This window comes from Luteibacter sp. P1_D3, assembly GCF_056406135.1.
In genome coordinates this window covers 87,449-103,498 of record NZ_JBFUAT010000003.1, presented here as the reverse complement: position 1 = coordinate 103,498, position 16,050 = coordinate 87,449, and the positions used below count along the sequence as shown (strand labels likewise).

Sequence of the window (16,050 nt, the reverse complement as noted above, 5' to 3'; positions counted from 1 at the left end):
CCGCACATGTTACCGCCTGGGCCCGGCCGCTGGCGCTCGGCCGGGTCTCGCCGCCCGTGAGCCTGCGACAGGGCCCGCCGCGACCTCCCCACCTGCTACCATCCGTGACCTCGTCCGCTGCCCTGTCCGGCCGATCCCACATGCTCAATCCGCAACAACACGCGGCTGTCGAATACTGCGACGGCCCCCTCCTCGTGCTGGCCGGCGCCGGCTCCGGCAAGACCCGTGTCATCACGGAGAAGATCTCGCACCTGATCTCGCACCGGCACCTGGCGGCCGAGAAGATCGCGGCGATCACCTTCACCAACAAAGCCGCCAAGGAAATGCGCGAACGCGTGGGCCGGTTGATTTCCGACCAGTCGGCGAAGGCGCTCACGGTGTGCACCTTCCACGCGCTCGGGTTGAAATTCCTCCAGATCGAGCATGAGCGCGCGCAGTTGCGCCGCGGTTTCTCCGTGCTCGACGCCGACGACAGCGCCAACATGATCAAGGAGCTTTCGCCCAAGGGCGTGAAGCCCGAAGTGATCCAGGGCATCCGCAACCTGGTCGGCAAGGCCAAGAACGGCGGCCTCACGCCGGAGGAAGCCATGGCGGCGGCGCGCAGCCCGCGCGAGATCGAAGCCGCGACCATCTACGACCTGTACCAGCAGCGGCTGGCCGCCTTCAACGCGGTGGATTTCGACGACCTCATCCGTCTGCCCCTGCGCATCCTGGAAAGCGACGACGACGCGCGTGCGATCTGGCAGGAGCGCCTGCGCTACCTGCTGGTGGACGAGTACCAGGACACCAACGACGCGCAGTACCGTCTGCTCAAGGCGATCGCCGGACCGAAGGCGCGCTTCACCTGCGTGGGCGACGACGACCAGAGCATCTATGCCTGGCGTGGCGCCAATCCCGAAAACATCGACCAGCTCGGACGCGACTTCACCAACCTGCGCGTGATCAAGCTCGAGCAGAACTACCGTTGTGCCAAGCGCATCCTGCGTGCGGCCAACCAACTCATCGCGAACAACCCGCACGTCCATGACAAGAAGCTCTGGAGCGACCACGTCGAAGGTCCGCCGATTCGCGTGCTGGAGTGCAAGGACAACGACCACGAGGCCGAACGCATCGCCGCGATCGCGTCCAGCCTGCATGAGAAGTACAAGGAAAAAGGCGCGCGCTGGGACGACTTCTGCATCCTTTATCGCGGTAATTTCCAGGCACGCGTGCTGGAGAAAGCGCTGCGCCTGGCCAAGGTGCCCTACCACCTGAGCGGCGCGCTGTCCTTCCTCGACCGTGCGGAAGTGAAAGACATCCTGTGCTATCTGCGCCTGCTGACCAATCCGACGGACGATGCCGCCTTTCTTCGCGTGGTCAACGTGCCCAAGCGCGAGATCGGCTCGACCTCGCTAGAGAAACTCGGCCAGATGGCGCAGACGCGCAATGCATCGTTGCTGGAAGCGACACGCAGCGACGCCGTGCTGAAGACGATTTCATCGCGCCCTGCCTCGGCCCTCGCCGGCTTCTCGCGCCTCATGGACGAGTTGCGTAGCGACGCCAACCACCTCAGCGCCGCCGACCTGGTCCAGACGATCATCGAGAAGACCGGCTACGGGGCCCAGATCGCCGCCTCGACGCCCGATGAAGTGCTGCGCGAGCGCCGCCTCGGCAACCTGCGCGAACTGGCCGACTGGTTCCGCGCCATGAGCAAGGACGGCGGCCGCACCGGCGACATTGCCGCGCAGCTCGCACTGCTCAGTCACGCGGATCGTGATGATCCGGGCAATGCGTTGCGCATGATGACCCTGCATTCGGCCAAGGGCCTGGAATTCCGCTTCGTCTTCATCGTCGGTTGCGAGGACGGCACCTTGCCGCATGAAGGTGCTATCGACGAAGGCCGCCTCGACGAAGAGCGCCGGCTGATGTACGTCGGCATCACGCGCGCCAAGGAGATGCTGACGTTGTCGTTCTCGGCACGCTCACGAAAGTACGGCGAGGTGCTCTCCAACGATCCGAGTCGCTTCCTTGAAGAGCTCCCGCAGGACGATCTCCACTGGGACGGCAAGGATCCCGAAGCGGACGCCGAAGTGAAGATGGAGACCGCGGCGACCCACATGGCGCGTATCCGCGCGATGCTCGCCGGCGGCGGCTGAGGCGGCCCTTCAGATCAGCTCTTCGGCCTCGAGTTCGCTCTTGAGATAGGCGTAGTAGATCGGTGCGGCAACGAGCCCCGCCAGGCCGAAGGCCGCCTCGAACACGAGCATCGCGATCAGCAGTTCCCAGGTGCGTGCGCGGATCTGCCCACCGACGATCTTGGCGTTGAGGAAGTATTCCAGCTTGTGCACCACGATAAGGAAGCCGAGCGCAGCGACACCGACCCACAACGACACCGATAGTCCGGCAATCGTGATCAACACGTTGGAAATCAGGTTGCCGACGACGGGAAGAAGTCCCACGACGAAGGTGAGGATGACCAGCGTCTTGGCCAGGGGAATGTGGATGCCGAACATCGGCAGACCCACCAGCAGGAACAAAGCCGCCAACGTGGTGTTGATCGCCGAGATCTTCAGCTGGGCGAAGATGATGTTGTGAAAGGCGTCCGCGAGACGCATGGCGCGGGTCGATAGTTCGAACGATAACGGCCGCGCCGGCCGACCACCCGATCCGTGGGAAATGGCGACAATGGCGCCGAGGACCAGGCCGATCAGGATGTGCGCGAAGACACGCGCCGCCGTGGTGCCCATCAGCTTGAGGTCGCCCGCGTGCTCGTGAGCCCAGCCCATGCCGCGTTCGCGGAAGTCGCCAAAGCTGTCCGGCAGCCGTGAGGTGAGCCAGGCTGGCAGCTGCTCGTGAGCCTTGTCGACGAGGGGGAGCAATTTGCTGTCCCAGAGATCCTGGGGATCGCCGATGTCGCGGCGATAGAAGCCGAGTGCGGCGACGACGATCAGGGTGAGCGCGCCGACCACGACGATGGCGACACAGGCGACGGCGATCGGCCGCGCACGCTCGCCAGGGACCACGCGACGAATCAGCGGTGTGAGCGCTTCGACCACCTCATAGACCAGCAGGCCCGCCAACAGGGCCGAGATGAGGTGCAGCATGAGCACGCCCCACAGCGCGAGGGCCGCGAGGACGTAGGTGGCGATGCGGACGAGGCGCGAGTCGCCCGGTGTACTGACCATGCCGGCACTCCTTGAGGTTGGCGGGATTCCAGCAGGGCGGCGATGAACGCTAGATCAAGCGCTCGGCTTCCAGTTCAGATTTCAGGTAGGCGTAGAAGATCGGGGCCGCGACCACGCCCGGCAGGCCGAACGCCGCCTCGAACAGCAACATGGCCACGAGCAACTCCCAGGCGCGCGCGCGGATCTGGCTGCCCACGATGCGCGCGTTGAGGAAGTATTCGAACTTGTGGATGACGATGAGGAACACCAGGGCGCCGATGCCGACGTACAGCGACACCGAGAGGCCAACGATGGTGATCGCCGTGTTGGACAGCAGGTTGCCGATCACAGGCAGCAGGCCGACCAGGAAGGTGATCACGATCAGCGTTTTGGTCAGCGGCAGGTGCACGCCGAACAACGGCAGGATGCAGAGGAGGTACACCGCGGTGAGGGCCGTGTTGACCAGCGAGATCTTGATCTGGGCGAACACGATGTTGTGAAACGCATCGGCCAGGCGCGCACTGCGCAGGCTGAGCTCGGCGGCAAACGGCCCTACCTGATGCGACGGACGTGTGCGGCTGAGCGCCACGATCGCACCGAGCACCAGGCCGATAAGGATGTGCACAAGCACGCGGGCCGCTTCCTTGCCGGCGAGCTGCAGGGTCACGGCGTTGGAGCGTGCCCAGTCGAGGGCCGTGACGCGTAACGCATCCACGCTTTCCGGCAAGCGCCCGACGATGGACTGGGGCATCTGCTCGCGAGCCCGCTCGACCAGAGGCATCAGCTTGTTCTGCCAGAGGTCCTCCGGGTTGCCGATTTCGTTGCGGAAAAAGCTGATACCGCCAAGGATCAGCAGGGTCAGCAAGCCGACCACGACGATGGCGACCAGGGCCACGGCGAGGACGCGCGCACGGTCGCCCGAAAGACGGCGCCCCATCAGTGGTGCCACGGACACCACGACCTCGTAGACGAGCAAACCGGCGAGGAGAGCGGGCAGAAGCCGAAGATAGAGAATGAGAAAGAGGCCGAACCCCATCGCGATGTAGCTGGCGATGCGGATGACGTGAGTGCGCGAGCTGGCGACGTCCATGGAGACCTCGTCGTGAATGAGGCCGCAGTCTGTCAGGACGTGGGGGCTATGCGCCAGAGGCGTGCGTCCCGTCGTCACGCTGTCGTAAACTCACCGGACAATCGCCGGCCCACAGGCGACGTTGCCTGTGCCATAAGGGGTTTCCATGATGAAGTTCGTTCCGGCCGCGCTTGCCGCGGCCCTGGTGCTCACCGGCTGTGCCGCCACGCCCCACGCGAAGACCGCCACGGCACCTGCCGTCGCCGCGCCCGCGCCGGTCGCGGCTTCCGCAGTCGCCGGCCCCGCTGCCGATGACAACCTCAACGCAGTGGCCTGGTCGCAGAACGCCAGCGAGCACGACTTCATCTACCTGCAGACCTTCCGCGATGCACAGGAGAAACTTCTCAAGGCGAAGCAGGATGCCGCATGGGATGCCCTGCCCAAGGACGACCGCGCCGCCCATCCGTCGCTGAAGGGCCTGAAGCCGGCGGTCATCCTGGATATCGACGAAACCGTGCTCGACAACTCGCCTTACCAGGCACGCCTGATCCGCGCCGGCAGCGAATTCAACGAAGCCGACTGGGCAGCGTGGTGCAAGGAGGCCATCGCGCGCCCGCTGCCAGGGGCACTCGCCTTCACAACGTTCGCCGCGGATCACGGCATCGCCGTGATCTACATTTCCAACCGTGCCAAGGATCTGGATGACGCCACGCTGGCCAACCTCCGCTCGGCGGGTTTCCCCGTGGCAGGCAAGGAATCCTTCCTTGGCCTCGGGACCTTCGTCGAAGGATGCGAGCAGGCGGGCAGTGAAAAGGGCTGCCGCCGGCAGTTGGTGGCGAAGAACTACCGTGTCCTCATGCAGTTCGGCGACCAGATCGGCGATTTCGCCAACATCCTGGGCAACAACGCCGAAGGCCGCACCCGCGCGATGGCGCCGTATACGGCGTGGATCGGCGAGCGCTGGTTCGTCCTGCCGAACCCCACCTACGGCAGCTGGGAGCCGGCGCTGTTCGACAACGACTTCAGCCTGCCGCGCAACGAGCGTCGCCAGAAGAAGATCGACGCACTTCGCACTCAATAAAATCATATAGTTACGAGGTGAAAGTTAAGGCATTGCTTTAGCAATGTTATTTAACTATTATGGCCTCGCCGAAACCCGTCGCGCCAAAAGCTATGCGGGCAAGGCCATTTCCCTTACCGGCCTCGGGCTGGATAACCCCGTGAAGCGATGAGCCTCCGGGGTTTTTTCTTGTACGCTCCCCGTCCCCGCCTCCCGAAGACGTCGAAGCCCCCATGCGCCGCCTATCGCACCTGGCCTGGATCCTCCTGCTGGCAGTCGTCCTGCTATCCGCTTGCAACCACAAGCCGAAAGACGCGCCCGGCACGCCCGGCGGCGGCTCGCCCGAAGACGCCGTGCGCGATTCGCTGGACCTGGTCCGGGACGGCAAGTTCGACATGTTCTGGCGACACGCCCTGCCGCCTGCGGATTTCGCCGCGCTGCGTGCCGATTGGGTCAAGCGCAACGCACCCAGCGAACCCCTCGATGCCGACGACCGCGCCAAGTTCGAGGCCGGCGTAAAACGCCTGACCGAGCCCGATGCGGAGAGGAAGCTCTTCGCCGACCTGCGCCCGACCCTGGTTCACTTCGACCACGACTACAAGGACCAGATGCCGCTGCTGTCCGGTGTCGGCCAGTCCATGGCACTCACGGCGATCGACCAGGCCAAGGACCTCACGGCATCGCAGAAGCGACAGCTGCGCGAAGCGGCAAACGTGGTCGCGCCGTGGACGCAGACCGTGGCTTGGGGTGATCAGGCCAAGGCAAAGGAAGCCATCGGCATCCTCGTCGACACGGCACGCAAGGCCAACCTGTCCACGCCCGACGCGCTGCACGCGATGAACTTCGAGCAGTCCATGGCTACCTGGTCCACCGCATGGCTGGGCTTTAAACGCCTGCTTGCGGTTTACGGGCTATCGATCGACAAGAGCTTCGAATCGATCAGCATCGACACCATCGAGAACAGCGGTGGCTCGGCGCACGTCAAGATCACCTACACCTTGCTGGACAAGCCCATTCAGACCGACGCCACCCTGGTGCTGCTCGACGGTCGCTGGTACGACAGTGATCTGCTGCAGAGCGTGCGCGCCCAACACCTGCAGCTCAATCCGCCCGCGCAGCCCGCTCATGCGGGCAGCGCGCCAGCCCCGTCCGGTACCGCCCCACCGCCGCCCCGTAACGACGGCGCACCGGTGGCGGCCGCCCGGCCCCGCTGAAGCCGTACAATCCGACGATGCCCGAAATTCCGATGAGTGCGGATCCGCACGTCCATGTCGCCCGTTCACCCTGGTGGTTCAAGCTGCTGGGTCGGCTTCTCGAACCCTGGGTACGGATCAAGCGCGACCCCGCCGAACCCACGACCCTGCTCAAGAGCGGGGTCGCCGTGTGCTATGCGATCGAACGCGATGGCGCCTCCGATGCGCTGATTCTCGAACGCGCCTGCCGCGAGGCAGGCCTGCCCAGTCCGATGCAGCTGCTGGAATTGCCCGGTCGCCGCCGTCGTTCCGTGTTCTCGCTGAGCCGTCGCCATGGGTGGCTGTTTGGGCGAACCGATGCGCGCGGACCGAAGGAACCGATCGGCCAGCTCATCCGCGCGCTGGAGGATGATCCCCAGCGCGATATCCAGGTCGTTCCCGTTTCCATTTACGTGGGCCGCGCACCGAACCGCGAGAGCGGCTGGTTCAGCGTGCTGTTCGCCGAGAACTGGCTGGTGGTCGGCCGCTTCCGCCGCATGCTCGCCTTGCTGCTCAATGGTCGCGACACCGTCGTGCACTTCTCGACACCGGTATCGCTGCGCAGCGTGCTGGCCGATTCGAACGGGCTGTCGCCCGAACGGCTCACCCGCAAGATCGCCCGCGTGCTGCGCACGCACTTCCGGCGCATCCGTGCGGCCGTCATCGGCCCCGACCTGTCGCACCGCCGCACCGTGGTCGATGCGGTACTCAACACCGAGCCGGTACGCGACGCGATCGCCGCGACAGCGAGCAAGGAAAACATCACGCTGGCCAAGGCGCAGCGCCGCGCGCGCGATTTCGCGCTCGAGATTGCGGCGGACTATTCGCATCCGGTGGTTCGTTCGACCTCGTTCCTGCTCTCCAACTTCTGGAACAAGCTTTACGACGGCATCGCCATGCACCACTTCGACAAGGCGCGCGCCGCGGCGCCGGGCCATGAAGTAGTGTACGTGCCCTGCCATCGCAGCCATACCGACTACCTGCTGCTGTCTTACCAGCTGCATTACTCGGGCGTCGTGCCGCCGCACATTGCCGCCGGCGTGAACCTCAACCTGCCCGGCGTCGGACCGATTCTCCGTCGCGGCGGCGCGTTCTTCCTGCGCCGCAGCTTCAAGGGCAACGCGATGTATTCGGTGGTCTTCAACGAATACCTCGCCCAGCTTGTCGATCGCGGCGTGCCGCTGGAATACTTCATCGAAGGGGGACGTTCACGGACCGGCCGCCTTCTCGCGCCGCGCGCCGGCATGCTGGCGATGACCTTGCGCGCCTTCCTGCGCGCACCGCGCCGCCCGGTCCTGTTCCAGCCCGTGTACATCGGCTACGAGAAGCTGATGGAGGGCAAGTCGTACGCGGGTGAGCTTTCCGGCAAGCCGAAGGAAAAGGAATCCCTGCTTGGCCTGATTCGCGGACTGAAGGTGCTGCGCCAGCGCTATGGCCATGTCACGCTCAACTTCGGCGAACCCATCCTGCTCACGCCCATGCTGGACGCCGTCGCGCCCGACTGGCGCGTGACGACGGCCGAGCACGATGCCAAGCCGGAATGGATGAGTCACCTCGTCGACGATCTCGCCGAGCGTATCCAGGTCAACATCAACCGCGCGGCGGACGTCAATCCCATCAACTTGCTGGCGTTGGCGCTGCTGGCCACACCCAAGCATGCGATGGCCGAGAACGACCTGCTGGCCCAGCTCGAGCTGACCAAGTCGTTGTTCCAGGAACTGCCATACTCCGACCGCGTAACGATTACCCCGATGAATCCGCAGGGCATCGTCGCCTACGGTGAACAGATGGGCTGGATCCGTCGCGTGCGTCATCCGCTCGGCGACGTGCTCGTCACCGAAGGCGAACAGGCCGTCCTCCTTTCATACTTCCGCAACAACGTCCTGCACCTCAATGCAGCGGCGGCGTGGGTGGCCGCGTGCTTCCTCAACAACCGACGCATGTCACGCTCGTCCGTGCTGCGTCTGGGCAAGCTGATCTATCCCTTCATTCAGGGCGAACTGTTCCTGCCCTGGGACCAGGACGGATTTGCCAACGAAGTCCAGGAAACGATCGAATTCTTCGTCCGCCGCGGCATCCTCGAAGCCAGTAGCGAAGGCCGTGTGCTCGAACGCGGACCGGGTCAGGACGATGGCGCGTACCAGCTTCGCGTGATCGCGCGCAGCATGCTGCAGGCCTTCGAGCGCTATTACATCGCCATCGCCGCGCTGGTGAAGAACGGCCCGCACACGATGAGCTCGGGTGAGCTGGAAACCGCGTGCACGCTCACGGCACAGCGCCTGGGCCTGCTCAACGAGCTATCGGCGCCGGAGTTCTTCGACAAGGCGTTGTTCCGCGGCTTCATCCAGAAGCTGCGCGAAGTGAAGGTCGTCTGGACCGACGAGGCCGGCAAGCTCGATTTCAGCGACGCACTGGAAGACATGGTCCGCGACGCGCGCGTCATCCTCGCGCGGGAAGTCCGCCACTCGATCCTAAAGATCACGCCCGGCGGCGAGAACGAACGCGATCTGGACGCGCGTCCACCGGACGATCCGGGTGAAACCTCGGCCGAGTCGCTCCATGATCGCCACGTCGCCAATGAAGAAACACGGCATAAACATCCGCTTTGAGCTGACACCCCAGCTGTCGTCAGGATGACGCGTCGGCGTCGTCATCGGAGACAGATGTCTCCCTGACGACGGCTTACCCTTTGCGCTGGAGTTCCACGCAAGGGATGCAACATGGACGTGACGCCGCCGCAGGCGCCGCCTGCCGCCGTGAGCAGCACGCAACAGGAAGTCATCGACGGTCTCCGTCGCCTCGTCGGCGTGCAGACCTGGCTGACCGTTCAGCAGGAGGGCATGCCCGACCTGCCCTCGCACGTCACCGCCGACAGCCGTGATGCGTGGCTCACGTCCCTTGACGCGTTCTGGCAACAACCGCTGGTCGACTCCCCGGGTCAATGGCCCGTCTCGCGCATCGATGCGCTGGCGATGCGGATGGCGTCGGTCTTGCGGGACGACGCCATCGTGCGTCGTCTCGACGGGACGCTGGACATCGCCGCCGCCCACCTGGCCGAGCGTTTCGCACGTACTCCGGGCGGAGGGGTGCCCCAGGGACTGATCGCCCGATCCCTGCGCGTCGGCGAGACCGACTACGCGGGCGCCATTGTCGTGCACGAGCGCGATGATCCCACGATTGTCCTGCGTTTCTTGCCCGATCGCGGGTGGGATGTGTTCACCGACCTTCCCAGCCTGCATGCGCAAACCGAAGCTGCGTGGAGGCAGCGACTGGCACGCCGGCGTGAACTGCCGGGCGTACGCGTCGACGACATCGAGCGCGTCGTCGCCAACGAACACTTTGTCGATTCGCTTCCCCTGCAAGGAGACGTCTTCGGTGCGATGGCACGGAGAGTCGTCTCGCTGCAGCGGGAGAAAGTCGAGGACACATGGCCGGCGACCGGCGAGGCTGAACCATCCGCCTGGTTCCACGACCGTCTGCGCGCCGCCCTCGATCTCCACGACACACTCGATATCGCAGCACTGCTTGTATCGCGCGAGAACCACCTCACCACGTCAGCCGACGAACAACGACTCGCCCGGGTGCCAACGGACATCGCGTACGACTGGCGCGAAGCGGCCAAGGGTTATCACTCGGCGTTGCTGCTCACCGCGTCGTTGACGCGGCACGACGCCGACGACGCACCGCTGACACTGGCACGCTGGTGCCGGAAGGAACTCCTGACGGCACTCCCCCGGCGTGGCATCACGCTGGACCCAGACGATATTTATCTGGCGGTTCGCGACGACGAGGGGCTCAGCTTGCCGCTCATGGGCGCAAGACCCTCGCCTGCGGTGCCGATGAGTCTTGCCGAGTTCGCGTTGCACAACACGAGCCGGTACGACGGGCGAAGCATCCGCGTTGTTACCAGCGGCCTGCCTCCGGGCGCACCTGTGCCTGGCGTTCATACCTTGCGTCAGCTGGCCCGGGAACTCGATCTTGCCTCGCGCTTCGCCTCCTATCTTCGCGAACGGGTCAGCGATCCGCAGGGTCGGGATTTCCGCGGCGCGACGATGCAGATCCAGCAGGCGCGGATGCGCGCCGAAGCCGTCGCCGCACGCATGGCACCGTATTTTCCCGAGCAGGCCGCGGCGTTTCTGGACGATCGCGGCGAGCGTGGATACCGCATGGTCGAGACCGTCCTGAACAGCCCTGCCGCGGCGACCCGGAGGGCCGTCGACGGCCACCGGATCGCCGTGCGCCAGCTGGTCTACCGCGGCGCCGTGGTCAGTGACGTCCTGCTCATCGGCGTCCGCGACGTCCGAAGCTCGCCGCGCGTCGTGCTTTACACGCCGGGCGCTCCCGACGGACGTGCGTTCCGCGAGTTCAGTGACCGACCCACCTTGACCCGGGATTTTCTCTACGCACCCGCCTTCGAGGCATACCTGCTCGCGCGCCTGCCCGCCGAGTTTGGCGAGCCACTGGCCAATGGCAGCGGGCGGCGCTTCCGCGTCACCGATGGCACACGACAGGCAAACTGGGTATTGGCGGCCCCTGGCGCGGGGCGCGGCACCGTGACGGAGGAGGCATTCGAGGAACGCATTGTCGACGGCGATATCAGGACGGCCTTGTTCGATGCCGAGATCGTGCGTCAGATACGCGACGTCGCCTGGATAGGGCGTACGACCCTCCAGGCCGACACCGAGGCGGCCATCACCCTTCTCGGGAGCCTGCTGGGCGGCCTCCGTGGTCCGGAATCGCTGGTCGAAGACTTGCTGGGCGCGGTCGATCAGGCGCTGCGAGCGACATGGCGGTTCTACGACAGCGTCAAGGCTGGCAACAGCGCAGCAGCCTTCGTCGATTTCACGGAGGCCTATACCGCTGCGCTCGGCGTCATCGGCTGGCATGCCGGGGCACCGCGGGCCGCACGACGCATGTTGTCGATACGCAGCGGCGTTTCCGCGTCAGGTCTCGCGGCAGCGGGTTTCCGCATGCCGGATGCACGACGGCAGTTGGACCCGCGTTATGCCGCGCGTCACGTCGACCTGCATGGAACACGGCCAGACGCCTTGGGAGTGCACCGACGGGATGGCCGCCACTTTATTCGCCAGCACGAACGCGTCTTCGAACTTCGACGCGATCGCTCGTCCGGCATCTGGCGCCTCGTACGGCCCGAGGCACTGGACGCCGCCTTTCCGGGGCCCGCCGTGCAGCCGTCACCCTCAGGCGGCTGGCGCCTGCGCACCGACGTGGGATTGCCGGGTGGAGGCGTGGACGCCACGCTGTTTACGCAGCCAAGGTCACGCGCTGTCAGCGGTGAGGACCTTCTCGGCCTTAGCTCATTTCAGCAGTGGACGTTCCAGCAATCGTTCATCCGGCGTCTGCGCAGCGGCGGCGAAGCCAGCCTCATCTACTGGGAAGCGACGACGCAGGCGCGTCCGCGATTCGTCACTCTTCGCCAGCGAACGGCCTGGGGCGATGCCCTCCGCACGGCACGCTCGACGCCACGGGAGCCGATACCTGTCGGAACGCAACCCGCACCCGCCGCCCCCTGGCGCATCCTGCCGCCCGATCAATGGCCGCGCCAGCTCTGGCACTACCCGCGGGGCGTCGGCGTAACCGTCCCCGATCACGGGCCCCTGCTGCTTCCCCTCGAGGCACTGCCTGGCTCGGGTCTGATCGGCATACCCCTGAGTACGCGGCCTCCGCACACCGCCGGGCAAACCTGGATCCAACTCCGACTGGATCGGTATCGGGGTCGCCCGGATGGTTCGGGCTCACCCGCCTTCCGGATCGTCGAAGACCGGCGCGGTCCACAACCCCGTTACATCCTCCAGCCGTCCGAGCGGTCTTCGACCGGCGTCCTCGGACTGGATCCCGACGATTTCACGGCAAGTGGTCGGGCACGCACGGCGCCTTAGCAACACCTCATTCCAACGAAAAGGACATCACCCATGGACGCTCCACCGACCGCCCCGCACGGCCTCGTACAGGCCGAAAATCAGGACGCCATCGATGCGTTGCAACGGCTCGTCGGCGCACGCGAAGGCCTTGCCAGGCTCTACGATGGGCAACCCGTCCTGAGCCAACCCGACGCCGCCGGCGCCCGACAACTGCTCGATGCCCTTTCCGATTTCTGGGCGACACCCGCCTTAACGGGGGGCGAAACGCGTCGTACCCTGCTGGGCAACCACCTCGCCAGGATCATGCGAGAGGCCGCCACGCTGCGCAGACTCGACGGTACATTGACGGACGACGCCGCGTTGCTGGCAACGCGCATCACCACGTCAAGCGATGCCCCGCTTCCCGCCGGCATCCACGTACGCGAACTCATGCTGGGCGATGTATCGCATGCGGGATCCCTGATCGTGCTTGATGACGGATCGCCCAACCTCGCCCTGCTGTTTACCGCACGGGGTGGCTGGGAGGCCTTCGACTCGCTCGATCGCCTGCTCGAGACCACGCGCCGCCGATTGCTCGAATCGGTGGCTGTCGTCGATGGCGTCGGCATGGACGTCGATGCTTTTGCGGAAGCGAAAACTCGCAACACCGTCGGTTCCCGTCAGATCAGCGGCCTCATCTTCGATACGCTGGCCCATCGCATGATCGAGGTTCAGCAGGCCCGTATCGCGGCCGCCGCCGACGACCATGAACTCGACAGCGACACCCCGCATGCCGCGACGGATCTGGCCGATCGCATCCGCGATGAGCTGTCACCGACCGCCATGCTGGATGTCGACGCCATCGAACGGCTACGCGAAGCCCGGCTGCTCGAATCCTCCGTGGCCATGCGTCTCGCGACCGTACCGGCCCCTGTGCGCGACGGCTGGTACCAGGCACGCGATGCCTACAACGAAGCACTCGCTGCCGCGGCACTGGTGCGCATGGGAACAGGAATTCAAGCGCCCTTGAGCCTGCGCGCCTTCGCATCGCGGGAGATCTCGACCCGCCTGGCGGCCCTGGGCATCGACGAATCCCCGGAAACGATCACGATCGAGATCAGCCGACTCGGCGCGCTGCCGAAAGCTCTCGAGTCGATCGACCCCCTGCCCGGCCCGTCGGAGACGCGGCAGATGACGCTGGTCGATTTCGCCGCCCAGAACATCGGCCGGCTCTCCATCGAAACCCTGCGGGCCGTTGACGATCAGGGCCAGTCGATGCGGGCACGACTGGGCCAGGGCGCCATTCGCGACATGGTCCGGGAACTCGATCTGGCCAACCGCTACCAGACGCATCTCGAACAGCGTTTACGCCAGGGCCCGGTGGGCACGCTGGTACGCAAGCTGACGATCAGCGTGCAGGCAGCGCATATGCGCATGGAAGCCGCAGAGGCGAGACTCTCCTACTTCCTGCCCGGCCTGCCGCGATCGTTCATCGACGATCGTGAGGAACGCGGATTCCGCTGGGTCGAGGCGGCGCTCGACGCGCCGACTGCGCGACGCCGCGTGTCCGGCCATGAGATCGTGGCCTCCCAACTCACCTACCAGAAGGTCGCCCTCGACGGCATCGTCCTGTTCGCGGCCGCCTCGCCGGCCAGCGCCTCCCGTGTCGTCATGTACACCCCGGGCGCACCGGACGGCCTCACCTTCCGCGAATTCGAAAGCCGACAGGAGGCGGCAAGGACGTTCCTCTATCACCCCGCGTTTCGCGAATACCTGCTGGATCGCCTCCCGACCGAGTTCGCCGCCGTGTCGCCGAACGGACAGACCCGCCGCTTCGCAGGGGATCCATTAGCCCACTGGGTGTTCGGCGGTAGCAGGAGCGCGGCGTATACGCTCATGGCCGAACCTTTCGGGGAACGTGCCATCGTCGGCGATTTTCTCGCCGCCGATTATGATGCGACAGTTGAGAAGTCCCGGCGAAATGCAAGATTCCTGGCCCGTTCCACGGCGCATGCAGACGGCGACGCGCTGCTGGCTCTTTCGCAGAGCACGTTCAGCAACAAGCCCGTACATCTGCTGTCCACGATCGTAGCGGAAGCGCCCGCCAGCCTCTCGCGCATGATGCAGGCATCGTGGCGCTTCTACGATCACGTGAAAGCGGGTAACACTGGCGAAGCCGTCATCGCGCTCGCCGACGGTTACGTAAACGCACTCAACCTCGCCGTGCCGCCCCTTGTCGGTGGACGTCACATCGCGGGCGCGATCATTCGCTCGCGCGGCGCTGCATGGGGTGTAGCGAATGCACCGGTGAGACTGACACCGGTGCGCGTACGCTTCGAAGAGCGCTACGCAGCGCCGCGCCTCAAGAAGGCGGGCAAACCCGATGACGAAGGTATCTTCCGGCATCGCGGGGAATCGTTCGTCGAGCAGGATGGCACGTTCTTCTCCGTGCGATACGACAACGAATACCAGCACTGGCGCCTTGCTCCCGCCCGCGGTGCGACGGATACGCGCTTCACCGGACCGATGATTGAACGACAGGAGGGCCGCTGGATCCATGCTCACGGCGTCGGACTGTGCGGCGGCATGCGCCGCCTCTGCGAGCGGATGAATCGCGCCGTCCTGGGCGACGCGCCACCCGCGGCACCCGACGCGCCGCCCGCGGCGGGAGCCGCACCTCCGCGGAACGGCGCCGCCGCCCTGGTCGCACCGTATCGTGCCGAGATCGATGCCGTATTGGGCGACAACCCGTCTGCAACTGCCTTTCTCAGGACCGATGGAAGCCACCTGAAATTCATCGTCCGGCGCCGCAGCGCGTTGATTCACGACACCCGTATCCATCCTGACCTCGCGGAGCTCAGCGCGCACCAGCGCCGTGTTTTCCTGCATGAGCTGGATACGCGATTTCCGTTGCACGCCGAGCGCGCCGAGGTGCTCGATGTCGGCGGCTGGTCACATCAGGGCGGCCGTCGTGTTCCTTCGCGACCAGCCTCACCCGGCCCCATGGGGGATATCCAGTCTCCAGACATATCCTCCACCACGGGCGATGTGACGCCCGCGCTGCCGACGCTGTCCGCCAGCCAGCAGGCACGCTGGGATGAAGCGCTCACGGTGGCGCGAGCTGCCTCGCGCTCGCCGCAGCGTTCGCCGGTCGGGTCGGTCGCCGCGGCGCCCGTCGAGAACCTGCCCATGATGGAGATCGTTCCACCGGAACAGTGGCCGGAACGCATGTGGTACTTCAGCGAGCGTCCGTTCGCGGCCGAATGGTTGCCCGGCCCGGCGCGTCAGGGCGTCACATTGGAGGGCACGACAGGGTGGCTCGACGACGTCGCAGGCGTTCGCACTTATACCTACTCGTTGTCGGCCCTTCCACCTGAAATGCCGACACAGCGGCTGTCCGAGGTTCTTGGTACGTCTCCCGTCCATCAAGCCGGCCAGCGCGACCCACTCGGCTACGCGCTACAGATCGACACAGCACGCATCCGTGAAGCAAGGACGTGGGAAAACACGCCGCTGGGCCGCCATGGAGACCTCGATTTCGACATGCGTCGGCGCGTCCTGCCCAGCGGCGAGTACCAATACGTCCTGCATAGCCTCGTGCCACTTCGCCTGCCGTCCCGGTACCTCATCGACACCGGACGCCGTGGTGCCAGTCCGGCGCCGCTTCCGCCGATCCGTCGCTGAC

8 protein-coding genes are annotated in these 16,050 nt (G+C 65.6%); 6 read left to right on the top strand and 2 right to left on the bottom strand.

Annotated features, from left to right (window positions below; translation table 11 throughout):
* The first annotated feature begins 140 nt into the window (after positions 1-140).
* Positions 141-2,135 (top strand): UvrD-helicase domain-containing protein, encoded by a 1,995-nt coding sequence (locus tag AC1DYM_RS03910; RefSeq protein WP_477336123.1) that lies wholly within the window; start codon positions 141-143, stop codon positions 2,133-2,135.
* 9 nt (positions 2,136-2,144) lie between these two features.
* Here AC1DYM_RS03910 and AC1DYM_RS03905 read toward each other — a convergent pair whose 3' ends face one another.
* Together AC1DYM_RS03905 and AC1DYM_RS03900 are read right to left on the bottom strand one after the other, a co-directional pair.
* Entirely contained in the window at positions 2,145-3,164 is a 1,020-nt protein-coding gene (locus AC1DYM_RS03905) for an AI-2E family transporter (RefSeq protein WP_477336121.1), read from the bottom strand.
* 49 nt (positions 3,165-3,213) lie between these two features.
* Positions 3,214-4,233: an AI-2E family transporter gene (locus AC1DYM_RS03900; protein WP_477336119.1), complete on the bottom strand. Its 1,020-nt coding sequence runs from the start codon at positions 4,231-4,233 to the stop codon at positions 3,214-3,216.
* A gap of 145 nt (positions 4,234-4,378) precedes the next feature.
* On the opposite strand from AC1DYM_RS03900, the gene AC1DYM_RS03895 reads away from it, so the two are divergent.
* The 5 genes from AC1DYM_RS03895 to AC1DYM_RS03875 all read left to right on the top strand — a co-directional run bounded on the left by AC1DYM_RS03895 (position 4,379) and on the right by AC1DYM_RS03875 (position 16,049).
* Positions 4,379-5,293, top strand: a complete 915-nt coding sequence (locus tag AC1DYM_RS03895; protein ID WP_477336117.1) for a 5'-nucleotidase, lipoprotein e(P4) family — start codon at positions 4,379-4,381, stop codon at positions 5,291-5,293.
* A 212-nt stretch (positions 5,294-5,505) separates the two neighbouring features.
* Positions 5,506-6,486, top strand: a complete 981-nt coding sequence (locus tag AC1DYM_RS03890) for a hypothetical protein (RefSeq protein WP_477336115.1) — start codon at positions 5,506-5,508, stop codon at positions 6,484-6,486.
* 17 nt (positions 6,487-6,503) lie between these two features.
* Positions 6,504-9,113 (top strand): glycerol-3-phosphate 1-O-acyltransferase PlsB, encoded by a 2,610-nt coding sequence (gene plsB, locus AC1DYM_RS03885; protein WP_477336113.1) that lies wholly within the window; start codon positions 6,504-6,506, stop codon positions 9,111-9,113.
* A 111-nt stretch (positions 9,114-9,224) separates the two neighbouring features.
* Positions 9,225-12,404: a dermonecrotic toxin domain-containing protein gene (locus tag AC1DYM_RS03880; protein ID WP_477336111.1), complete on the top strand. Its 3,180-nt coding sequence runs from the start codon at positions 9,225-9,227 to the stop codon at positions 12,402-12,404.
* A 33-nt stretch (positions 12,405-12,437) separates the two neighbouring features.
* Positions 12,438-16,049 (top strand): dermonecrotic toxin domain-containing protein, encoded by a 3,612-nt coding sequence (locus AC1DYM_RS03875; protein ID WP_477336109.1) that lies wholly within the window; start codon positions 12,438-12,440, stop codon positions 16,047-16,049.
* Position 16,050 lies beyond the last annotated feature (1 nt).